The 22881-nt window shown below is 63.1% G+C and carries 20 protein-coding genes; 5 read left to right on the plus strand and 15 right to left on the minus strand.

The window, feature by feature from the left end:
- Positions 1–481: 481 nt before the first annotated feature.
- The 5 genes from RBH19_RS09070 to RBH19_RS09090 form a co-directional block, all read right to left on the minus strand.
- Positions 482–1519: a synaptic vesicle VAT-1 family membrane protein gene (locus RBH19_RS09070; protein ID WP_306728523.1), complete on the minus strand. Its 1038-nt coding sequence runs from the start codon at positions 1517–1519 to the stop codon at positions 482–484.
- Positions 1500–1919: an NfeD family protein gene (locus RBH19_RS09075; protein WP_306728524.1), complete on the minus strand. Its 420-nt coding sequence runs from the start codon at positions 1917–1919 to the stop codon at positions 1500–1502. Before RBH19_RS09075 ends, RBH19_RS09070 begins: the two co-directional genes overlap by 20 nt.
- Before the next feature lie 393 nt (positions 1920–2312).
- Complete coding sequence (locus tag RBH19_RS09080; protein ID WP_306728525.1) at positions 2313–3233, minus strand: alpha/beta fold hydrolase; 921 nt, start codon at positions 3231–3233, stop codon at positions 2313–2315.
- Positions 3230–5146, minus strand: a complete 1917-nt coding sequence (locus RBH19_RS09085) for an ATP-binding cassette domain-containing protein (protein WP_306728526.1) — start codon at positions 5144–5146, stop codon at positions 3230–3232. The genes RBH19_RS09080 and RBH19_RS09085 overlap by 4 nt, the downstream gene beginning before the upstream one ends.
- 50 nt (positions 5147–5196) lie before the next feature.
- A complete protein-coding gene (locus tag RBH19_RS09090) occupies positions 5197–6384 on the minus strand; it encodes a GGDEF domain-containing protein (RefSeq protein WP_306728527.1) in 1188 nt (395 codons plus the stop codon).
- Positions 6385–6556: 172 nt separating this feature from the next.
- On the opposite strand from RBH19_RS09090, the gene RBH19_RS09095 reads away from it, so the two are divergent.
- The gene (locus RBH19_RS09095) at positions 6557–7816 is read left to right on the plus strand and encodes a HipA domain-containing protein (protein WP_306728528.1); all 1260 of its coding nucleotides are present in this window, start codon (positions 6557–6559) and stop codon (positions 7814–7816) included.
- Between the two features lie 522 nt (positions 7817–8338).
- Here the strand turns inward: RBH19_RS09095 and RBH19_RS09100 are convergent.
- The 5 genes from RBH19_RS09100 to RBH19_RS09120 form a co-directional block, all read right to left on the minus strand.
- Complete coding sequence (locus RBH19_RS09100; protein ID WP_306728529.1) at positions 8339–9889, minus strand: AbgT family transporter; 1551 nt, start codon at positions 9887–9889, stop codon at positions 8339–8341.
- Positions 9890–10502: 613 nt separating this feature from the next.
- Positions 10503–11099, minus strand: coding sequence for an ABC-type transport auxiliary lipoprotein family protein (locus RBH19_RS09105; RefSeq protein WP_306728530.1), 597 nt, complete (start codon positions 11097–11099; stop codon positions 10503–10505).
- Positions 11100–11119: 20 nt separating this feature from the next.
- Positions 11120–12025, minus strand: coding sequence for an MlaD family protein (locus RBH19_RS09110; protein WP_306728531.1), 906 nt, complete (start codon positions 12023–12025; stop codon positions 11120–11122).
- 2 nt (positions 12026–12027) lie between these two features.
- Entirely contained in the window at positions 12028–12807 is a 780-nt protein-coding gene (locus tag RBH19_RS09115; RefSeq protein WP_306728532.1) for an ABC transporter ATP-binding protein, read from the minus strand.
- Entirely contained in the window at positions 12807–13913 is a 1107-nt protein-coding gene (locus RBH19_RS09120; protein ID WP_306728533.1) for an MlaE family ABC transporter permease, read from the minus strand. Before RBH19_RS09120 ends, RBH19_RS09115 begins: the two co-directional genes overlap by 1 nt.
- A gap of 156 nt (positions 13914–14069) precedes the next feature.
- Between RBH19_RS09120 and RBH19_RS09125 the strand changes: the two genes are divergently transcribed.
- Both RBH19_RS09125 and RBH19_RS09130 read left to right on the plus strand, forming a co-directional pair.
- Positions 14070–15218, plus strand: a complete 1149-nt coding sequence (locus tag RBH19_RS09125; RefSeq protein ID WP_306728534.1) for a flagellar motor protein MotA — start codon at positions 14070–14072, stop codon at positions 15216–15218.
- Between the two features lie 3 nt (positions 15219–15221).
- Complete coding sequence (locus tag RBH19_RS09130; RefSeq protein WP_306728535.1) at positions 15222–16331, plus strand: peptidoglycan -binding protein; 1110 nt, start codon at positions 15222–15224, stop codon at positions 16329–16331.
- Here the strand turns inward: RBH19_RS09130 and RBH19_RS09135 are convergent.
- Together RBH19_RS09135 and RBH19_RS09140 are read right to left on the minus strand one after the other, a co-directional pair.
- Positions 16328–16549 (minus strand): hypothetical protein, encoded by a 222-nt coding sequence (locus RBH19_RS09135; protein WP_306728536.1) that lies wholly within the window; start codon positions 16547–16549, stop codon positions 16328–16330. The two genes, RBH19_RS09130 and RBH19_RS09135, sit on opposite strands and share 4 nt — an antisense overlap.
- A 116-nt stretch (positions 16550–16665) precedes the next feature.
- On the minus strand, positions 16666–18060 hold the full coding sequence (locus RBH19_RS09140; RefSeq protein WP_306728537.1) for a sodium/proline symporter: 1395 nt from the start codon (positions 18058–18060) through the stop codon (positions 16666–16668).
- 157 nt (positions 18061–18217) lie between these two features.
- Here RBH19_RS09140 and RBH19_RS09145 point away from each other — a divergent pair, with 157 nt between their 5' ends.
- Positions 18218–19831, plus strand: coding sequence for a sensor domain-containing diguanylate cyclase (locus RBH19_RS09145; protein ID WP_306728538.1), 1614 nt, complete (start codon positions 18218–18220; stop codon positions 19829–19831).
- A 6-nt stretch (positions 19832–19837) separates the two neighbouring features.
- Here the strand turns inward: RBH19_RS09145 and RBH19_RS09150 are convergent, their stop codons facing one another.
- Together RBH19_RS09150 and RBH19_RS09155 are read right to left on the minus strand one after the other, a co-directional pair.
- Complete coding sequence (locus RBH19_RS09150; RefSeq protein WP_306728539.1) at positions 19838–20839, minus strand: CPBP family intramembrane glutamic endopeptidase; 1002 nt, start codon at positions 20837–20839, stop codon at positions 19838–19840.
- A 162-nt stretch (positions 20840–21001) separates the two neighbouring features.
- Positions 21002–21637 carry a hypothetical protein gene (locus RBH19_RS09155; RefSeq protein WP_306728540.1) on the minus strand — a complete coding sequence of 212 codons (636 nt, stop codon included), beginning with the start codon at positions 21635–21637 and terminating at the stop codon, positions 21002–21004.
- Between the two features lie 317 nt (positions 21638–21954).
- Here RBH19_RS09155 and RBH19_RS09160 point away from each other — a divergent pair, with 317 nt between their 5' ends.
- The gene (locus RBH19_RS09160) at positions 21955–22143 is read left to right on the plus strand and encodes a diguanylate cyclase domain-containing protein (RefSeq protein ID WP_306728606.1); all 189 of its coding nucleotides are present in this window, start codon (positions 21955–21957) and stop codon (positions 22141–22143) included.
- A 15-nt stretch (positions 22144–22158) separates the two neighbouring features.
- On the opposite strand, the gene nfi is transcribed toward RBH19_RS09160, so the two are convergent.
- Entirely contained in the window at positions 22159–22836 is a 678-nt protein-coding gene (nfi, locus tag RBH19_RS09165) for a deoxyribonuclease V (RefSeq protein ID WP_306728541.1), read from the minus strand.
- Between the last annotated feature and the right edge of the window lie 45 nt (positions 22837–22881).

A 22881-nucleotide genomic window follows, 5' to 3' on the forward strand; every position in this document is an offset into this window, starting at 1 on the left:
TAATTCTTTTCATGCGAATCTCCTTATGCGCAACTTTCCTGACTACCCTGTCACCCCTTTTTCAGTGACATTTTTTAACTTAGCTCAGATACTCTGAATTTTCCAATCGTCCTTGGACATGGCCGTCGCAGCGCCGTCACACAATCACCTCAGAGGGGGGAGCTGCGCGGGGTCGGGACAGATTCTCGCTGATGGCAGAGAATCCATGACTACTAAATGGACACGAGATAAAAGGCGAAAAGATTATTGGCCACAGATGAACACGGATGGACGCAGATTGGCGTCGTGCTTGGGGAGCCGCCTTGCTGCTTCGGAGGGGCCGTGCCTGCGGATGGCACGGGGTATTTGACCACGAAATGGACACTAAATGGACACGACATGGGGGTTGGCACGGCGGGGGCTGACGGCCCCCTGTGGGAGCGGCTTTCAGCCGCGATGGCAATTGCTCGGTTGGCACGCCGGTTGTTTAATGTGCGTCGCATCAGGTCAGCAAGACCAACTTCCCCGTTGTCTGGCCTGACTCGAGGTCGCGGTGGGCGCTGGCGACGTCGTCGAAGGCGTAGGTGGTCACCGGCAGGGGATGAATATCGCCCTCGGCGGCCCACTGCAAGAGCTGATCGAAGCCGGTTCGGAGTACATCCGGGCGGTGGCCCATGAAGCTGAGATTGAAGCCCATGACGGCGCGGTTTTCGCTGGTCATGGCCAGGGGGCTGAAGCGGGGTGTGCGGAACCAGCTGGCGATCATTGCCGGCCAGTTGACCCGGCCACGGCCACGGCGGTCCGGGTGGAACATGCCATGAAAACCGTAAACCAGCAGGCGTCCGCCCGGGGCCAGATGGCGGTAGCTCTGTTTCAGGGTGGGATAACCGTTGGCATCGGCGATGAGGTCAAAGCCATCCGGGGCCAGGCGCCCGGCTTCCGACCAGAGCGCCTGGCGGGATTTGTCGATCACGTCGATGCCGTGGGCCTTGAGGCTGTCCACCTTGTGTGAGCGACCCACCACGCCGACAACATGGGCAGCGGCGCGCCGGGCCAGCTGGACCAGGGCCTGGCCCACTCCACCGGCGGCCGAGTGGATCAGCACACGGTGACCGGGCTGGATATCGCCGAGAGCATGCAGGGCATACCAGGCCGTCAGGAACACGGTGGGAAAAGCGGCCGCTTCGGCCAGGGACCAATGTTCGGGAATCGACCGCAGCTGATGCTCGGGTACGCAGACGCGATCGGCATAGGCATTGAACAGGCTCAGCGCCATGACCCGTTCGCCCACCTTCACGGTGCTGACTCCCTCACCCACGGCCATCACTTCGCCGGCCACCTCGAAGCCCGGCGTCAACGGCCAGCCCTCGAACTCCCGCGCCGACTTGTACAGGCCCATGCGGGCAATGCAGTCCGCGAAGTTGACGCCGACGGCCGCCACCCGGATCAGCACCTCGCCCGGGCCGGGTTCGGGATCGGCCACGGTCTCCATGGTCAGGCGGTCATAACCACCGGGCCGTTCAATCCGGATTCTTCGCATCCCCTTCGTCCTTTTCCTCATCGGCCCGAACCCGCTCCACGATAAGCAGCAGCCGCTCATGGGCCACCACGCGCACCGTGTCGGCCCGGGGAATGAATTCGCCATTACGCGAACGCGCTCGCCAGCGTTCACCATGAATCTGGATCAGGCCCTTGTCCTGCACACTGGTCAGGCTGATGCCGGTGCGCCCGATCATGGATTCCGGCCCCGGAGATTGCCCACCTTCCAGGGCGGGACGATAGACGGGAAACAGCAGGGCGTCCTTGACCAGCCAGATGGCCATGACCCAAAGCGCCAGGCGCCCGCTCATCCACTCCCATTGCACCGCCAGGTAGAGCATGATGCCCAGGAGTGCCGCCCCGGGAATCTGCAACAGCACGTATCGCAGAACGGTAGCCATGTGAGACTCCATGGAGTGGTGTTGGCTGTGGAGTAATTTACCATGGGGTGCGTTTGCGGGGTGGCGGGGGGACAGGGGGTTTCGACAAGCGGGCGTGCCAGGTTAAAGATTGTTATCGCGGCTGAAAGCCGCTCCCACAGCGGGCCGTCAGCACCCACCGTGTCAGCCCATATCTTGTGTCCATCTCGTGTTCATTTCGTGGTCAAACACCCCGTGCCATCCCCAAGCACGGCCCCTCCGAAGCCGCACGGCGTCTCATCAAGCACGGCCCAAATCTGCGTCCATCCGTGTTCATCTGTGGCCAATCATCTTTTCGCCTTTCATATTGCGTCCATTTCGCGTCCATCTCGCGGCTAGTGTTTTAAAGGTTTTTATCTCGTGTCCATTTCGTGGTCACTCAGGACTTTCATGCCGGGCAAACCAGTCGAGGACCAGGGGGAAATGATCCTCGGCGGCGTCGCGGGCGGTGAGCATGTCGATGTGTCCGTAGTCACGGGCGTGGCCGTTGGCTTTTGAGAGCAGATGCAGGGTCTTTTCGCCCTGCCCGCTTTCTTCCATCAGGCGTTGCACATCGTCCGGGTGGCCCAGGGCGCGGTCGCCGGCGCCGGCGAGGTAGAGGGTGGGGGGCAGGCTGAGTTGGGACAGGGCCTGGCCGTAATCAAAACCGTCTTCTTCATCGATCCAGCGCCGGCGACGAACCCAGCGCGAGCTCTGACGATGGCTGAGCAGGCTTTCATCATCCGAGCCAAAGCGCAGACGGCGGGCCGGCAGGTAACCGTGGATACGGCTGATGAGCGGGCAGAGCCAGCACCAGATCAGGTCCACGTACAGCAAGCGTTGCCAGTTCCATACCCGCACCCGGCGCTTGCTGCCGAAATAGCACAGGGCGGTGAGACGACGGGCGTAATCCGGGAAACGGGCGAGTACGGCATTCAGCATCACCCCGCCCCAGGAGTGAGCGACCCAGTGCTGGCGCGCGCCAGGGCGCTGCTGCTGGAGATAGTCCAGCACGGCGGGAATTTCCTCGACGATGGAGGCGGTCTGGCTGTAGGCCTGTCGTCGTCGGGGATGATCGGCAATGGCGGGGAGGCTCTCGCCCCGGCCACCCAGATCCATGACCCAGACGTCATAGCCCTGTTGAGCCAGCCAGGGGGCCAGGCCGCGGGCCGACTGGCTGTAGAAGATGCGACCGTTCTCAATGGCCCCGTGCAGCATCAACACCACCGTCCCCTCATTGGGCAGGCGACGCAGATGAATCTGGCTGTCGCCATCCGGCAGGGTGACGAAGTGGGATTCACTGATGCTGTCGATCACGCGCTGTCCTCCAGCCCGGTGCGGGCCGCGTCGAGGGCCTCTTCAGCCTCCATCCAGTCCTGCTCCAGGCCTTCGATGCGTTCGCGCAGGGCGGCCTGTTCCTTCATCAGGGAGGCCATGCGTTCACTGTCACCGGACTCATACAGGGCCGGATCGGCCAGTTGTGCTTCCACGGCGGCCAGGGATTCATTGTCCTTATCCAGCGCCTTCATCAGCGTCGTGACCCGGTCGCGCAGGGGCTTGAGGGCGGCCCGCTGCTCGGCCGCGGCGCGGCGGCTGGCCTTGCGGTCCTGCTGGCTGTTGCCGTTACTTGTTGCCCCCCGGCGTTCACTGGCGGTCTCCTGACGGCGCTGCTTCAGCCACTGGCGATAGTCATCCAGGTCGCCGTCGAATTCGCGCACACCGCCCTCGGCCACCAGTCGATAGCTGTCCACCGTACTGGCCAGCAGGTGGCGGTCATGGGACACCGTCACCACGGCTCCTTCGAAGCCCTGCAGGGCCATGGTCAGGGCATGGCGCATTTCCAGATCCAGGTGGTTGGTGGGCTCGTCCAGCAGCAGCAGATTGGGCGATTGCCAGACCAGCAGGGCGAGCACCAGACGGGCCTTCTCGCCACCCGAGAGCGGGCCCACCGGATCGGTTGCCATGTCGCCGTTGAAGGCGAAGCCGCCAATGAAGTTGCGCAGCTGCTGTTCACCGACCTTGGGTGACAGGCGCTGCAGGTGAGTGAGCGGGCTGGCGGCGAGGTCCAGCTGTTCCAGCTGATGCTGGGCGAAGTAGCCAATGCGCACGTTGGGGCCGACATGCAGGTTGCCCGAGAGCGGTTTCAACTCGCCGGCCAGGGCGCGTACCAGAGTGGACTTGCCGGCTCCGTTGGGGCCAAGCAGGCCGATGCGATCTCCGGGGGCAATACTGAAGGCGATGTCCCTCAGGATGGGATGATCGCCATAACCCAGGGCCACATCCTGCAGGCTGACCAGGGGGCTACCCGCCCGCGGGGCTTCGCCGAATTCGAAGTGAAAGGGGGAATCCACGTGGGCCGGGGCGAGCTTTTCCATGCGCTCCATGGCCTTGATGCGGCTCTGGGCGGCCTTGGCCTTGGTGGCCTTGTAGCGGAAGCGGTCCACGAACTTCTGCATATGGGCCATTTCGCGCTGCTGTTTTTCATACATGGCCTGTTGACGGGCCAGCTGGCCGGCGCGCAGCTGCTCGAACTCGCTGTAATTGCCCCGGTAGTGGTTCAGGCGCTGATGTTCGATGTGCAGGATTTCATCCACCACGGCATCCAGGAATTCCCGGTCATGGGAGACCAGCAGCAGGGTGCCCTTGTAGGCCCGCAGCCAGTCCTCCAGCCAGAGCACGGCTTCCAGGTCCAGGTGGTTGGTGGGCTCATCCAGCAACAGCAGATCGGACGGGCACATCAGAGCCTGGGCCAGGCCGAGGCGCACCCGCCAGCCACCGGAAAAAGCGCCCACGGTCTTGTCGTGCTCGGCGGCGGAGAAACCCAGGCCATTGAGCAGCTCACCGGCCCGGGCGCGGGCGCTGTAGCCCCCGGCATTCTCGTAGCGGGCGTGGGCACGGGCAATGGCCTGCCCTTCCCCGCCGGCCTCGGCCTCGGCCACCGCCGACTCGGCGGCGCGGAATTCCCCGTCCCCGTCCAGCACGAAGTCGATGGCGGGGCGTTCCAGATCGGTGAATTCCTGGGCCATATGGGCGATGACCCAGTCACGAGGCAGGCTGAGCTCACCGGCATCCGGGGCGATCCGCCCCTGCAACAGGGCGAAGAGGCTGCTCTTGCCGCAGCCATTGGGCCCCACCAGGCCCAGCTTGTGGCCCGGAAACAGGGTGGCGGAACTGGCCTCGAGCAGCACCTCGGTGCCGCGGCGCAGGGTAATGTCGCTGAGCTGGATCATGGGCGCGCACTTTACCGCGAGCGCGGTACTTGGCCAAGCGCGGCGCGTCTTCAATCCGGAGCAGACACCCGGTTTCGCCCCTCCCGCTTGGCCTGGTACATGGCGTCATCCGCTTGCCGCAGCAGACTGTCCACACTGTGGCCATCACCCGCTGGCGTGGCCAGACCGATACTGATGGTCAGTTCGACCTTGTCGCTTCCATTGAGGGCAATCGGGCGCTGGCAAATGGCCTGGCGAATTCGCTCACACACCGTAATGGCGCGATCCGCGCTGGTCTCCGACAACAGCAGGGCGAACTCTTCACCGCCAAAGCGTGCCGCCATGTCACTGTCCCGGAGTTCCCGCTGCAGGCGAGCACCTACCTCGCACAGCACCCGGTCACCAGCCTCGTGACCATGCCGGTCATTGATGGCCTTGAAATGATCGGCATCGATCATGGCCAGCGTGAATTCAGCGCCATATCGACGATGACGGGCCAGTTCGGCCTGCAGGCGCTGCAGAAAGGCCCGCCGATTGGGCAGGCCAGTCAGCTCGTCGGTCTTGGCCTGGGTATCCAGCAGGCGGGACTGAACAAAATGCCGCCGTGCAAACAACTCCGAGATGGTCGCGCCGAACATCAGGGCCGTTGTCGTGAACAGCAGGAAGAAAAGCCCGCTGATCATGAAAAAGGCGTTCCCGTAACCACCAAAGGGCGCGGCCAGCAGAAAACCCGCGATGACCAGAAAGGCACTGATGGTAGCCACCCACAGGCGCATGCGAAAGGCGACAAAATTGTAGACCAGCAGCAGCAGGATGCCGCTCAGGTAAAGCATGCCCTCCGCGCCCTGGGTAATCACCATCATGGCAACCAGGGTGGCGTTCACCCCCTGGACCACAGCCAGAAGAATCCAGTCATAGGCCGGGCGCAGTGACGGCAGCAGGCTCAGGGCAAGACCCAGCAGGATCCAGGGCACGCCGATGCCGAATCGGATCGACCACAGTTCACGATGGAAATCGTGCATAACCATGAAGTCCACGAAGCCGAACAGGGAATAGATCACCAGCCCCGACAACAGTGCCAGGCGGCTCAGAAAGACCGGGTTCACGTCATAGCCGTGGATAAACGCACGCTCAATGCCTGCATCACGGAAGCGAAGGGTAAAAGGATGAATCTGATAGGGTGCGGGAAAATGCCGGCTCAGCCAGCGCTGCCAGCGCCGCCCAACGGTCGGCCGCTCCTGCCTTTTCTGTTCCGGCATCCACCTGCCTCCCTGGCAGCCGCTGTCATGAACACGATAAACACTATCGACAGAAACGAGATTAGCGCCTTCTTCGCGCAACTGCCAACAATGGTCTTGACCGACCAAATCAACCGCGTTTCAATACACGCGATTTCATTTCCTCTTTTGTTTCATCACAAAGCGAAACGCCATGTCTCACCGTGATCGCCTGCTTGGTCTTCTGCAATCCCACGGCCCGCTTTCCTCGGCGGCCGTTCAGCGTGAACTGGGCATCAGCCGCCCCACCCTGTCCCGCCTGATGCGTGACACCGAGGGTGAGATCCTGCGCCTGGGCCAGACACGGCGGGTGCGTTATGCCGCCCCGCGCCGGATCGAAGGACTGCCCGAGGTGATTCCCGTATCCCGCGTGGACGAGGACGGACGGGCTCACGCCCATGGCCGCATTCGCCCGCTCGAACCGGGGGAATGGGCCTGGGAAGGTGAAGACGGCGAACTGCGCATCAGCACCGGCCTGCCCCGGGAGGTCCGCGACCTGCTGGGGGACGGATTCATGCCTACCGCCACCAGTGACGATGAAGCCGCGGGACTGAAATGGCTGATCGCCTCGGGGGAAGACCTGGCGGGCAATCTGCTGGTGGGTGATGAGGCCCTGGCCCGCTTTCTGGCGCTGGCCCCGGAGACACGGGGCATGGACGAGCTGCCCGCCCTGGCACGGAAAGCCGAACAGGGCCGTTTTCAAGCGGGAAGTCTGGATGGCCACTGGCCCAAGTTCACCGCCTGGATGGAGAACCACCAGATCCTGGTGAAATTTGCCCGCCTGAACGATCACCCGGCCAACACCCGCCAGGCCGACCTGCTGGTGGCCGAATTGCTGGCCCTGGAAACACTGCGTGGCCTGGGCATTGACGTGCCGCCGGCCCGCATCATCGATCGCGAGGGCTATCGCTTTCTGGCTCTCTCCCGTTTCGACCGGGTGGGCCGCCTCGGCCGGCGGGCCGTGATCCGCCTCGGCCAGGTGGGCGGCAAGGGCGTCGACCCGGACGACTGGCGCGCTTCCGCCACGGCCATGAAACGGGCCAAGCGTCTCGGCGATGCCGATGGCGAGCGCATTCAGCTCATGAGCCACTTCGCCGCCCTGATCGGCAACAACGATGCCGGCGGCGACAACCTCGCCTTCTTCCCCGGCGAAGACGACCGCCTCAGGCTGGCGCCGGCCTACGACATGCTGCCCATGGCCGCCGCTCCCGATGCCGAGGGAAGGCTGCCCGAGGCACTCCCACCCCTGCCCATGCCCGCCAGCGGCGAACTGGACAACTGGCGCCGTGCCGCCACTGCCGCCGCTGATTACTGGGCACGCCTGGCCAATGAAAAGCGCCTGAGCTTCGATTTCAGGAAGCTGGCCGCGGCGCAGGGGAAGGTGATCGGGGAACGGCTTCAGCGGTTGGGGTGAGGGGGATGAGTGCTGAGTGCTGAGTGCTGAGTGCTGAGTGCTGAGTGCTGAGTGCTGAGTGCTGAGTGCTGAGTGCTGAGTGCTGAGTGCTGAGTGCTGAGTGGGGGCGGTAGAGGGTGCCGTGGTACTGGAAGTGTTACGGCTTCGAAGGTGAGGTGAAAGGCGTGAGGAGTGAGGTGAAAGGCGGGCCGCCTTTGGCGCCCAACGGCCGGCCGTCGGCCGGCCTGGTTTGCGCGCAGCGCGGAAGCCGCAATGCTTCGGGTTTTCACCTCACGCCTCACGCCTTACACCTCACATTCGGAGCCGACGAATGTGAGGTGGCACCGGCGCGGCTAACGGCTCCAGCCAAGCGCTGATCGCGGCAGAATGCCGCTCCCACAGGCAGGGCTCCGATCAACGCCGCCTTCCGATTCACGTTTTACGATTCACGATTCACTCGAAAGGCCGATTACGATTACGATTACGATTACGACTACGACAACGAGGGCACTGCCCACTCAGAACTCAGAACTCAGTACTCGCTTAAAACCCCAAAGGAATCCCCAGCACAAAGAAGCCAACAAGCAGCGCCGTCCACACGCACAGGAACATCAGCGAGTACGGCACCATGATGATGAGCATGTCACCAAAGCCCATCTCCGGCTTGTACTTGCGCATGAAGGCCAGGATCACGCCGGCGTAGGTCATCATCGGCGTGATGATGTTGGTGGAGGAATCGGCCACGCGATAGGCGGCGGCGACAAGATCGGGGGTCATGTCGCTGTTCACGAAATACAGCATGGGAATGAAGATCGGGCCCAGCAGCATCCACTTGGAAGTCAGGCCACCGACGAAGATGTTGATGATGGCAGTGGTGAAGATGAAGCCGATGATCAACAGGATGGGGAACTGCTGTACCCCCAGGGCCAGCAGACCCTGGGAACCCAGATAGGTGATCCAGGCACCCAGGCCGCTGTAGGTCAGCACGCCGAGGAAGTTGTAGCAGAAGAAGGTCAGCACCAGGATGTAACCCAGTGTGTTCATCTGCTTGACCATGGCATGGACCACGTCCCAGGTGCGCTTGAAGTTGCCTGAAGCCACACCGAAGAACACGCCCACGATGGCGAAGAAGAAGGAAATCAGCAGGATGATGTTGTTGAGAAAGGGCAACTGGGTGTTGCCGGCCTCATCGGTGTAGGGCGCCAGCGGGCCCAGTGAAAGCCCGACAATCACCAGGGCCGCCACCAGCACGCCCAGCAGGGAGGCACGCAGGCCACGCTTCTCGGCGTCCGTCACCTGGAACTCGTCGAAGTTGATTTCCTCCGGCACCACCCAGCTTTGTTTCTCCAGGCGCGGCTTGACCCAGCGATGGGTCACCCAGGCGCCCACACCGGCCAGCACGAAGGTGGACACGGCAATGAAGTAGTAATGCATGGTGGCCGGGCGCAGGGTATCGCCGGCGGCATTCTCGAAGGGCACGCCCTGGGACTCGGCGAAGACCTGGGCGTTCATGCCGATGATCACATCCACCGGTGTCCCCGGAATCAGATTGGCACTGAAACCGGCCGAGACCCCGGCGAAGGCGGCCGCCATACCGATCAGTGGATTCTGTCCGATGCCGGCATACAGCAGGCCGGCCAAGGGTATCAGTACGAGATACCCGGCATCGGTAGCCACCGAACTGGTGATGCCAAGGAAGATCAACAGCAGGGGCAGCCACTTGACCGGCAGGTGCAGGCCGATGCGCTTGATCAGCGCCGCAAACAGGCCGGAATGCTCGGCAATACCAATGGCCAGCATGACCACCAGAATCACCCCCAGCACCCCATTGCCGAAGGCCAGCCAGTTCTCCACCAGGGCATTGTCGAACAGCCAACGCACATGCTCGGCTTCATGCATGGCCTTGATCGAATAGGTCACCGGCTCGCCACCGGCTCCCATGGACTCGAATTCATGCCCGCCCATGAGCATGGCCAGCAGAATGGACGCCGGCAGCAGCACCATGAAGATGATGACCGGATCGGGGATCTTGCGCCCCACCCGCTCAACCCAACTGCCAAAGGCCTGCCCTCGGCTGTGCGCCGTTTCACTCATGGTCCTGCTCCGGAGATAAGGGAAATCAGCGGGGGATCATAGACCAGGGTGGGGATGGGTGCCAATTTAAAGTGCTGAGTGTTGAGTGCTGAGTGCTGAGTGGGTGCGGGTCGGAGGGGGTGGGGGCTAATCGAAGGGGCGGGGCTTTCGGTTGGCACCTCGTGAATCGTGATTTGTAAAACGTGAATCGGAGGGCGGCGTTAGAAGATGCCGGGGTAATGGGAGTGTTGCGGCTTCGAAGGTGAGGTGTGAGGCGTGAGGGGAAAGGCGGGGCGCCTTTGGCGCCCAACGGCCGGCTGTCGGCCGGCCTGGTTCGCGCAAAGCCTGGAAGCCGTGAGGCTTCGGGTTTTCACCTCACACCTCACACCTCACTCCTCACTTTCGGAGCCGGCGAATGGGCGGTGGCACCGGCGCGGCTAACGACTCCGAACAACGCTGATCGAGGCTAAAGCCTCTCCCACAGGCACGCCTCCGATCAACGCCGCCTTCCGATTCACGTTTTACGTTTCACGATTCACGGAACGCCACTCGCAGCCCCGACCCTCCAAGAACCGCCGGCCCCTCCGACCCGCACCCACTCAGCACTCAGCACTCAGCACTCAGCACTAATAAATCATTCCCCCAACCACTCCGGCAATTTCACCACCAGGGCGCGCACACTCTCCTCGAACGCCTGGTTCGCCGCGGCCACGCCGCCGGCCGGATTCGCGCTGTCGGCGGACTGACGGATATCCTGACGCACATGCCCCAGGCTCTGGCCGGTTCTGGCGTCCAGCAGACGGTAGCGCAGAGACAGACGCACATGGCTGCCGTTGTCGTCGAAGTGCTGTTCCAGGCGAATCAGGTCGGTCTGCAGACGGTAGGGTTTGTGCAGGGGGCTGCCCGGGGCGGCCACATCCGCGAAGACACCGCTGTCGGCCAGGGCTTCGGTGAGGGCGGCGCCGAGCAGTTCAGCCGGCTCGGCCGCCCAGCGATTGCGGGCAAAGTAGCGCAGTTCACTGCCGGCTTCACGATAGCGCATGTCGCGTCCGCCATGGCCCGGGTAGGCCCGGGGTGACAGCACCAGCAGGCCGGTGGCGAGGGGCTCGGATGGCACATCCAGTTCGCCCTGCCATTCCAGCAGGTGAACCGAGGCCGGCGGCTGACGGTCCGGGCCAATGCTGCAGGCCGTCAGGAACAGGATCAGAAACAGGGGAAGCAGTCGCAACATGATCGTTTTCCTTGCGTGTGTCAGTCTTCGCCGGGGCCCGGCTCACGGACGGGGCGCCCGAAGATCAGCATCTCCGGCTGCTCGGACAATTCACCACTCAGGCGCTGCAGGCGAGCACTGAGAATGCCGAGCTCCAGCATCAGGGCCTCCAGCTCCGGCAGGGTCTGGCCGCTGAAACGCTCCAGGCCTTCGCCGCCGATGGCGGCTGCCTCACTGAGGTCACGACCGGTCTGCTCCAGGCCGCGGCTCATGTCATCGAAGCTTTTGACGGCCCGATCCACCCGTGCCAGGGTCGCCGGCAGGGAGTCCGCCAGATCACCGGCGCTGCCCATCAGGCGATCCAGCTCATCGCTGTTGCGGGCCAGACTTTCGCTGAAGGTCCGCAGATTGGCCAGGCTCTCTGTCAGTCCGTCAACGGTTTCGTCGTCCAGCAGGCGATCCAGCTGCTGGGCCAGCTTGTTGAAGGTCTGCAGCCCCTCATCCACGGAATCGTCCACGCGCGTCCAGAACGACGGCCGCGACTGAATCACCGGATAGGGTTCACCCTCCGGTTGCTCAGGCGGGCCGGCTTCGTGACTGCCGCCTTCCAGCTCCAGACGCATCAGACCGGTGGCCCCCTGGGTACGCAGAATGGCCACGGTATCGGCGCGCACGGGGGCCTGCTCGTCCAGGTCCAGCACAATGCGCACCCGCGAGGGATGATCCGGATCCAGAGACAGGGCTCGCACCTTGCCCACCGGCACCCCCTGCAGGAGCACCGTGGAATTCTCGTTCAGGCCGGAAACCGGCTCATCAAGATAGACCAGATAGGGTTGGGTATCTCCCTGTCGCAGTTCGCCGGCAATCCACAGCCCCAGCAGAACGGCCGCGGCCGCGAACAGCACCACGAACAGGCCGGTCAGGGTGTAGTTGGCTCGGGTTTCCATTGTCAGCTTGCCTCCTGCTTGCGTCGATCGGAGAAATAGTCGGCTACCTCCGGGATCTCCGACTGACTCATTTCAGCCACCGGCCCCTGTGCCAGTACGCGACCCCGACCCAGAAAGACCACCTGGTGGGTGATCTGCCAAAGGGCATCCAGGTCATGAGTCACCATCACCACGGTCAGACCCAGCAGTTCGCTGAGTTCCCGGATCAGCTCGTCGAAGGCGGCGGCATTGACCGGGTCAAGACCGGCGGTCGGCTCGTCCAGAAACAGAATGTCCGGATCCATGATCAGGGCCCGGGCCAGGGCAGCTCGCTTGATCATGCCGCCACTGAGTTCGTCACTGTAAAGCCCGGCGGCCGACGGCGGCAGGCCGGCCATTTTCAGCTTGATCAGGGCCAGTTCCTCGATTACCGCTCCTGACAGGGCGGTGTGCTCGCGCAGGGGCAGAGCAATGTTTTCCAGCACCGTCAGTCCACCGAAGAGGGCGCCATGTTGGAAGAGCATGCCGATGCGGCGCCGACGCCGGCGCAGTTCGGCCTCGCCCACGCCCACCATCTCCTGTCCGAAAAGACGGACGCTGCCGGCCTGGGGTTCGCGCAGGGCCAGCAGAGTGCGCAGAAGCACGGTCTTGCCGGCCCCGCTGCCACCGACCAGACCCACCGTCGTACCCGCCGGGATCTCCAGATCCAGGCCGTCATGAACCGTGAGATCGCCGAGACGATTCACCAGCCCGCGAACCTGAATCGCCGGCGAGACCGTCTTGTCTGTCGTCCGCTCACTCATCACAGGCCCAGGATGTTGAATAGAATGGAGAAGGCGGCATTGATAACGATCACCGCAAAGATGGCCTGGACCACCGCCGTGGTGGTGGCGCGCCCTACCCCCTCGGCACCCCGCTGCACCCGCAAGCCCTGTCGGCAACCAATGATGGCGATGACCGCGGCAAACACCGGAGCCTTGGCCAGCCCCAGCCACAGGTGGCGAACCCCCATGCCCTGGGGCAGGCGGTTGAAAAATTCCACCAGGCCCTGGTCGTAGGTCATCCAGGTCACCAGCACGCCGCCGAGAATGCCAGCCAGACCGGACAGGACGGTCAGCAGCGGCAGGGCAATCAGCAGGGCAAGGAGCTTGGGCAGGACCATCATGTCGAAGGGACTGATGCCCAGTGTGCGCAGGGCATCGATTTCCTCGTTGATCTTCATGGTGCCGAGCTGGGCAGCGAATGACGAAGCCGTGCGCCCGGCCACCACGATGGCCACGATCAGCGGCCCCAGTTCCCTCAGGATGGTGGAGGTCAGAAGCTCCGGCAGAAACAGAGTGGCACCATAGGTTTCCAGCCCGCTGCGCAGCTGGTAGGCGATGACCATGCCGACCAGGAAGCTGAGCAGCGCCACGATGGGCACCGCATAGAGACCAGCCTGCTCCAGCTCATTGACCAGGCGACGACCGCGAAAGGTCCAGGGGCGCAGCAGGCGCGGCAGCAGTTCGCTGGCCGCCTCGCCCACAAAGGCCAGAAAACCGCGAAATTCCTGAACGTGCTCGATGCTGCGTTGCCCGATGACGGAGAGCAGGCCATCCCGGCGTGTCGATCGCGTTTGCGGACGATGAACCTGGCTGGCCAGGTGAATCAGGCGGCGATGGGCATCACCGGCATCAAGCTGGATGGGCACGCCGGCCGCCTCGGCCCGTTCGATCAGCCGTTGCAGCAGGCGGGCCCCGGCCAGATCCAGGCTGTCCACGTCCCGGGTACGCAGGGTCAGGGCGGCGTGACCCGACAGGCGCAGGGCCTCCAGTTCGGACTCCACGGACGCCACCGCCGGCAATCGCCACTGGCCCCGGCAGTCCAGCGTCTCCCCCCGCAGTTGAATTCCGGCCTCCACGCCCCACATGCTCCCTGTCCCGGACGCTGAAACCACAGCGCCATCAGCTGGCAATGAAAGTCGCCTAGTCTAGCAGCCTGTCCCGGGCTTCGCCCCTTGTCTCCGACCATGGGAGCGGACAGACTGAACACTCACAAAGCCGGACGCGATAATGGAGGAGACAAGGTGCGCAACCCCAGTCGTGTGATGATCTGGATGGCGGTCTTCCTGATGGCCGTGGCCGTGGTCTGCCTGCTCCTGCTGGAACCCCTGCAACTCGCCTTCCAGGCCAACCCCATCTTCAACGGCCTGATCCTCGCGGTACTGGCGGTGGGCATCCTGATCAACTTCCGCCAGGTACTCATCCTGCAACCGGAACAACAGTGGATCCAGCGTTTCCGGCAAAGCGGCGGAAAAGCGCGTCCCAAGATTCCCCGCACCCGCATCCTCGGCTCCATGGCACGGCTGCTGACCGGTCGCGATGGCCAGAACTTCAGCCTCTCGACCCTTTCCCTGCGCACCCTGCTGGACGGGGTGCGCTCACGCCTGGATGAATCCCGTGACCTATCCCGCTACTTCATTGGGCTGCTGGTCTTCCTCGGCCTGCTGGGCACCTTCTGGGGCCTGCTGGATACCCTGCGCGCCGTGGGCCAGGTCATCTCCGGGCTGTCCATCGAGGATCGCAGTGCCACCGCCTTCTTCGAGGAACTCAAGACCGGCCTGGAAGCCCCGCTGGGTGGCATGGGCACGGCGTTTTCCTCCTCCCTCTTCGGCCTGGCCGGGGCCGTGGTACTGGGCTTCATCGACCTGCAGGCCGCCACGGCCCAGAACCGCTTCTTCAATGACCTGGAAGAATGGCTGTCGGGACAGACCCGACTTAGCAGTGGCGCGCTGGCCGGTGGCGAGGACGCCTCGGTACCGGCCTACATCCAGGCCCTGCTGGAGCAGACGGCGGATTCCCTGGAACAGCTGCAGCGCATGATGCAGCGTTCCGAGGAAGACCGGCGCGCGGCTGACAGTCGCCTGGCGGAACTGGCCGGTGAACTGGCACGCCTGGCCGAACAGAGTCAGAGCGAACGCAAGGGCCTGACTGCCCTGACCCGCAGCCAGAGCGAGCTGCGTCCCATCCTCGAGCGCCTGGCCGACAGCCAGGAACAGCAGGGCCGGCAGGATGCGGACATGGGCGAATCCCTGACCCGCCTGGCCCGGGCCACCGAACAGCTGCAGCAGGAGCTGGGCCGGGACCGGGAGCAGACCCTGACCACCCTGCGCGAGGAACTGCGGCTGTTGACCCGGACCCTGGCCAATCAGGGCCGTGGCAGCGGGGAGTCCTGATCCATGCATGGCAGTAGCCGCCGGGGGCGCAGCAGCTTCGATATCTGGCCGGGCTTCGTGGACGTACTGGCCACCATCCTGCTGGTGTTCGTCTTCGTGCTCCTGTTCTTCGTGGTGGCCCAGTTCTATCTCAGCGACACCCTGCGTGACCGCGACCGCAGCCTGGAGGCGCTGGAATCGGAAGTGGCTCAGCTGGCCGAGACGCTGTCCATGGAACGGCGCGAGCGGCGGCAACTGGAGGGGCGCGTGCGCGACCTGGACCAGGCGCTGGCCGCCAGCCTGCTGCGCGAGGAGACCCTGCAGACCGAACTGGCGGTGAGTGAAACCACCCGCGAGCGGCTCGCCGCCGCGCTGGAAGAAGAGCAGACCGCCCTCGAGGCGCGCGAGACCGAACTGGCCGAACGCGGCGAACGCCTGGCGGTGGTGGAACAGCGACTGCGGGAAACCGAAAGCGCCCTGGCCACGGAGGAAGCCCTGTCCGCGGAGGCCCGGGCACGGGTCGCTGCCCTGCAGGACGACATCCGCGCCTTGCGTGAACAGCTGACGGCCCTGTCACAGGCCCTGGACATCGCCGAAGCCACCGCCACGGTGCAGCGGGCCGAGATCGCCGAGCTGGGTGAACGCCTGAACCTGGCCCTGGCCCGCCGGGTGGAGGAGCTGGATCGTTATCGTTCGGAGTTCTTCGGCCGCCTGCGTGAAGCCCTGGCGGATGTGGAGGAAATCGAGATCGTCGGCGACCGTTTCCGCTTTCAGTCGGAACTGTTTTTCGAATCCGCTTCGGCGGACATCGGCCCGGCCGGCCGTGAAACCCTGGATCGCCTGGCCGAGACCTTCGAACGCATCAGCGAACGGATACCGGAGGAAATCGACTGGGTGCTGCAGGTGGAAGGCCATACCGACCGCCGCCCCATTCGCACCGAGGCCTTCCCCTCCAACTGGGAGCTGTCCACCACCCGGGCCCTGAACATCGTTCATTACCTGTCACGCCAGGGCCTGCCCGAACACCGCCTGGCCGCCGCCGGTTTTGGCGAACATCAACCCGTGGATGAGAGAAACACCCCGGAGGCCTGGGCCCGCAACCGACGCATCGAGCTGCGCCTGACCAATCGCTAGCGCAGACAGTTGCCCCGGTGAGGCACCTGCAGGTGCTCGGGCACGCCACCCATGGGCATGAAGCGGGGAATGCCGGAGCCCGGCTGGCAACGGTAGTACTCGTTGGCGACCTTGTCGCGACTGTCGTCGACCAGGCCCGGATGCTCATGCATGGACAGGCCCGTCTGGGCGCAGCCTGCCAGCCACAGAAGCGCCAACAGCAGAATGACGGATTTCATGCCTCACCCTCCTCACGGCACCGGCAATGCCTTTTCGACCGTGCGAGGCGGGCGTTGGTTTCCACAACGGGCGGCTGAATCGCCTGCACGTTCCACCCGAGCACTCAGCGCAGTGATCAGCGGCCTGTCGAATTCCCGCGTGCATGGCCGATCAGGGCGATGGCCAGGGCAATGAAGAACGGCAGCAGACGCTCCACGGCGTTTCCGGGCGCGTCCGGGAAGAAACTGATCAGGATGGTCAGGCCGGCACCGCTGACCATGGCGGCCAGACGCCAGGCGCCGGACACCCCGCCCCGCCAGAGCAGAACAAGCAGCAGGGGCCCGAAGCCGTTGCCCAGCACCTGCCAGGCGAACAGCACCCGATTGAAGATGGTATCGGGCACGAACAGGGCGAGCACGGCCGCCGCCAGGCCGAGCAGCACCACCACCGCCCGATCCAGTCTCACCGAATGCCGGCCCCGGTAAAGGTCATGACTGACCGAGCCGCTGGCCACCAGCAGCTGGCTGTCGGCGGTGGACATGATGGCCGCCAGCACCCCGCCGGTAATGATGCCCCCGATCACCGCCGGCAGCAGGGAGACACTCAACTCCAGCAGCACCGACTCGTGATCCGCCAGCTCCGGCAACAGGACACGGCCGCTCCAGCCCAGAATCACCATGCCAATGTAGATCAGGGTGGCCCAGATCAGTGCCACATTGCGGGCGATTCGGATCTCGCCGGCCGAGCGCAGCGCCATGAAGCGGTTCACCACGTGGGGCTGGCCGGGATAGCCCAGACCAATGCCGAACAGACCAGCCACGAAAACCATGGCCAGCATCAGTCCCGGCTGGTCCACGAGCCTCAGCAGGCCAGGGTCGCCCTGGGCCTGCAGCCCGGCCCACAGCTCGGCTGGACCGCCCACGGCGGCGAGCGCCACATAGGGCAGAATCAGTGCTACCACCAGCATCATCGCCCCCTGCAGTGCATCGGTGGCGCTGGCTGCCCAGAAGCCCCCGAGAAAGACATAGAGAATGACGATGATGGCGCCGACGATGATGGCCGTGCTGCTTGTCACCGGTGCCGCCGTGGCAATGGCGGTACCCGCACCCTGGAACTGGGCGGCCACGTAGAGGGTGAAGCAGAAGAGAATGAGCCCGGCCCCGATGACGCGAAGGCTGCGGCGCATGGCCGGCGTGCAGCCCTGGGAAAGAAAGTCCACCAGAGTCAGGGCCTGGTTGTCATGACTCTGGCGATGCAGTCGCGGGGCCACCAGGAACCAATTGATGGCAAATCCCGAAACGACGGCGGGAATCAGCCACACCGCCTGCAGGCCCCACAGCCAGGCGGCACCACTCATGCCCAGCAGGGTCCAGACCGAGGACGAACTGGCCGAAGCACTCAGGGACGCCACCACCGGCCCGAGACGACGACCAGCCAGATGGAAATCCGCACTGTCATCCACCCGCTGCCGTGCCCAGATTCCAATGCCCAGCAATACCACCAGGTACACGATCAGCGTGACAAGAACCATGCCCACTCCCCATCTGGATTCACGGAATCAGCCGGCAATGTAGCAGCACCGGCCTGGCCCCCGCCAGCGAAGGAGGATGATTCACCTTGCAAAGGCGGGTACTATCGACCCATCGATAGGCATCCGGCCCACCCGCCTCAGGGGAGCAACTTGCAGGGTGAGCGACACTGATCCACAGACTGAAATGTTCCGGCAGATGTTTCACGGCAGCCTGGCCATCAAGCTGCTGGTGGATCCCGATTCGGGCGCCATCCTGGATGCCAATTACGCGGCACTGCGGTTCTATGGATTCAGCCGCGAACAGCTCCTTGCACTGCGCGTCATTGATCTCAACACCCTGTCTGAGACTCAGGTTCGTGCCGAAATGCGGGCGGCCCGGGATGCACGACGGAACTGCTTCCAGTTCCAGCACCGCCTAGCCGGCGGTGAAATCCGTGACGTGGAAGTCTACAGTTCACCCCTGACCCTCCAGGGCAAGACCCGTCTGCTGTCCATCATTCACGATGTCACCGCCCGTAACGATCAGGAACGGGAACTGAGTGTGTTGAGCGACATCGTCGCCAACCTGCCGGTGGGCATCTACCGCAGCCAGGTCGAGGACGGTGGCCGCTTTCTTTCCGTCAACCCGGAGATGGTTCGCCTCACCGAGGCGGAATCGGAAGCAGAACTGCTGGCCACACCCGCCTCCAGGCTGTATGCCAATGAAGGAGACCGGGCGGCCTTCGTGGCGCGCATGAAGGCGGCCGATGACTGGCACAGCGAGAATGTGCGCCTGCGCACCCTGCGGGGGAATATTCGCACCTTCCGCGTCACCGTTCGGCAACGCCAGGGGGAAGACGGCACGGCCTTCATTGACGGCATCACCGAAGACATCACCCGCCTGGAAGCAGCCGAGCAGTCCCGCGAGCAGCTTTACGAGATCATTGACGCCACCCCGGCCATTGTCGGCATCAGCGCCCCGGATGGCCGTCTGATCTATCTGAACCGGGCCGGGCGCCGCGTCCTGGGCCTGGGTCCGAACGATCCCCTGAGCGACTACCGCCCCCGCCGGGTGCATACCGAAGAATCCTTCCGGACCCTGGTTGAGGTTGCCCTGCCTACCGCCATGGAGGAGGGCTGCTGGGTCGGTGAGATGAGCTTCTCCAGCGCGAATGGCGAGCTCATCCCGGTTCAGACCACCCTGATTGCCCACAAGGATGCCGATGGCCAGCTGCTGCGCGTGTCGGCCGTTTCCATCGATGTCAGCTCCCAGAAGCGGCGTCAGCAGGTGCTGGAGCAGATGGCTTTCCGCGACTCCCTGACCGGTCTGCTCAACCGACGTGGCTTCATGCGTGCCCTCAAGGACACCCTCGACGATGCCCGCAGCCACCGCATGCCCCTCTCCATCGTCATGCTGGATCTGGATCATTTCAAACCCATCAACGACCGTCACGGCCATGACGTGGGCGACGAGATCCTGCGCAAGCTGGCCCCCCTCCTGTCCGGGCGACGACGCAGTGACGACCTGGTCGGCCGCCTGGGGGGCGAGGAGTTCGGCATCATCCTGCCGGGTGCAGAACGGGAGAATGCCGTCGCCATCGCCGAGGACATTCGGGAAAGGGTCGCCGCCACGGAATTCCAGACCCGCGCCGGGACACTCCGGATCACCCTGAGTGGCGGTGTCACCAGCTTCACCGACCGTCGCGAGTCCGGCCCCACGCTGCTGCGCCGCGCCGACGCCGCCCTTTACGACGCCAAGGCCGCCGGCCGCAACTGCGTTCACTGGCGCTAGGGAACCTCAGCCGCCAACCGACAAGCCGACGAAGAACAAGACACTGCCATTGTGAAGAACATGAAGCAGTAACGGCGCCGCCAGGTGATGGGTTCGGGCAAAGAGATAGCAATGCAGAAGCGACAAAAGGAATATCGAGGTGTAGATGAACAGCCCTTCCACAAGATGGGCACTCAGATACTGGATATGGATGGCAACAAAGCCGGCACTGACGATCATTGCTCCCAGAATCGGGTAACTGGCCTCGAGAAAGCCCTTGTAGGCAATCCGCCTGAACAGAATTTCCTCGGCCAGGGGAGCCCCGAACACAAAGTAAAGCACCCAGAAAGGGTTCCCGAGACCACCCTGAACGAAATTCGCCGCCGTATTCCACGGTGCATCCGATTCGGTCTGAAATGGCAGGGTGAGCAAACTGATGAGCGGCATCACCAGAAAGAACCAGCCCATAAAGACCAGGAGCGGCAAACCCAGCACCCGTGACCAGCTGCCTTTTCGCTCGAGTTGCGTCCGCTCATGGCGGCGCCACAGCAGGAAAAACAGCAACACCACGGCCACCCAGGCCAGGTGCCCATACTCTGGATGCCAGCCACCACCGATGAATCGACCACCACGGATGATCGCCACATCAGCGAGCGCGTCCAAATAGACCTCTGAATGAATGACGCCGGACTGCCAGCCACGGCTCAACCAGCCGGCTTCCGCCCATTGCACGACACAAGTCAGGCGGCTGTCCTCCGCCAGGGAGTGCCCTTCGGCACTGCTCACCTGCAGCCTGGCATCACTGCCGACGCGCTCCGACAAATGAACCTCAAGGTGGTCACAGTCATTGATACCCTGCCCGTGAACCTGAACGATCACTTCCCGCTTTTGATCCAGGACCAAGGCTGCCAGTACCGCGGTGGTACCCCAGTAGACCAGAAAAAGCATCGCCAGAATCGGCGCATACACCTTCAGAACAGCGAGCAAACCTCGCCGCCTCCCCCATTCTTCCACGATCAAAGCAACCATACCCCCTCCACGCGCGGGAAAATCAACACATCACGCCAGCACCATAGTCCGCTAGATTCAATAAATGCGCCGACCGAAGTTTGGGCACATAAACCACCCATATAAAAAACCTCGACGGCGCATCATAAATATTCAAGCCAGATCACAAAGGAACTCTATTCATTACGGCCTTTCAAGATCTGGCATAACCTCAACGCACTTGTGGCACTCATAACCGCCTTCTCCACAAATCCCACACCACTCTGATCGGATCCCACAATTAAAGCCGTGATAACATACTTTCAATGCGTTAGCCCTGCACTGGTGCGTGCGCCACAAGCAATAACTCCCACCTACCGTTCCGCAGACAAGCAACCCCCAAGGATTCAAACACGGCACGGGCACCGCCGAGCTCTCCAGAACCAACTGATCCTGAAGACGAGCTCGCAAGCCCGCATCCTCCATAAACTCTCTAGCGGGAAATTGATACTCGACCCCGGAGATGTCGACATTCAAGACGCCTGAAACCACGTCAATTTCATAGACAAACGAAAGACCGTCACGAGTAGCCTGACCATTGATCACAGCGACTGATAGAAGCTGACTAAGTTCATCATCACACTCAGGAAGATCATCAGGATCCACAGATTCCGGCACATCTGGAACAATCAAATAGGACTTTGGATCTTGTGATTTTGCTTTGAGTATTGCGGAGTAATATTTTTCAAACTGCTCCACTGACTGATTCTGGGATGCGCTTGCGGACACACTAAGCGCATAAAGAAAGAGCCCTATGATCGACACGATTTTGAGCTTCATACCCCCTCCTTTTTTTCAAGTGGAACTGGTTGCTTGAAAAAAATATCGAAACACCATTTCGTACACAATCTTTTGCGCACTTAGAAAAAGATATAAATCTGAAACACCAAAATCTATAACGAAATTTCACTTGAAGTGAAATTAAGGATATTCCTACTCATGCGAACAAGTTTTTCTTACATCGGAACACTGACTAGCGCTTGAGACTGCCACGAAATTACAGTGCAGACCTTGTTGACCCGATCACCGAAAGCAAATCTCAACGCCCTTCCTATTCATGGGGCGCATCGCTCATGTGACATAACACTGTTCTCGAAATTGACCAAGCGAATCCTCCGCTAACTGCAGCATTCGACCTTCGCGCACTCGCCTCGGTCACCCTGAGTGGCGGTGTCACCAGCTTCACCGACCGTCGCGAGTCCGGCCCCACGCTGCTGCGCCGCGCCGACGCCGCCCTTTACGACGCCAAGGCCGCCGGCCGCAACTGCGTTCACTGGCGCCAGTAAGTTACCGGGTCCGATTCACGGACGATGACCGGCCAGGTGGTCGGCGGCGCGGATGGGTTCGGGGAGGCGGAAGCGGCCGAGACAGGCCAGGGTGAGGTCGACGGCGGTCTGCAGGCCGAGGCGGTGGCCGGGGGAGACTAAAATGGGGCGAACCCGGTCGCGACTTCTGAGGACGATGCCAATGGTTTCGCCCCGGTGAATCAACGGCTGCCGACTGCCCTTGGTTTCATCGACTCGCGCATGCGTACCCAACAGCCGCGACTTGCCGATGCCGATACTGGGCAGGTCCGTGAGCAGGCCAAGATGACAGGCCACGCCCATGCGGCGGGGATGGGCAATGCCCTGACCATCACAGAGAAGCAGCTGCGGTGAGATCTTCAGCTGTTCCAGGGCCATCATCAGCGCCGGCACTTCCCGAAAGGACAACAGGCCCGGGACATAGGGAAAGCGGGTGGGCTGTTCCGCCACGGCTTCATCCAGGCGCTCCAGGCCGGGCAGGCTCATCACCACCACTGCGGCTCGCGTGGTGGCACCCCGGTCGGGAAAAGCCACATCCAGACCGGCCACCGTTCGTGGCGCGTCCAGCCGGTCTTCCAGGATCAGCCGGGTGGCCATGTCCCGCTGCAGGGCGATGGCCTCGCTCACCGTGAGATCCCAGCGATGATCCAGAACGCGAGTGGTGCGGTTCATCATTTCCCTTCATCTGGCTATGCTGACAGCATGGTGGTCTCACGAAGC

Origin of the sequence: Natronospira bacteriovora, from assembly GCF_030848495.1 — a bacterium.
Classification (GTDB): domain Bacteria; phylum Pseudomonadota; class Gammaproteobacteria; order Natronospirales; family Natronospiraceae; genus Natronospira; species Natronospira bacteriovora.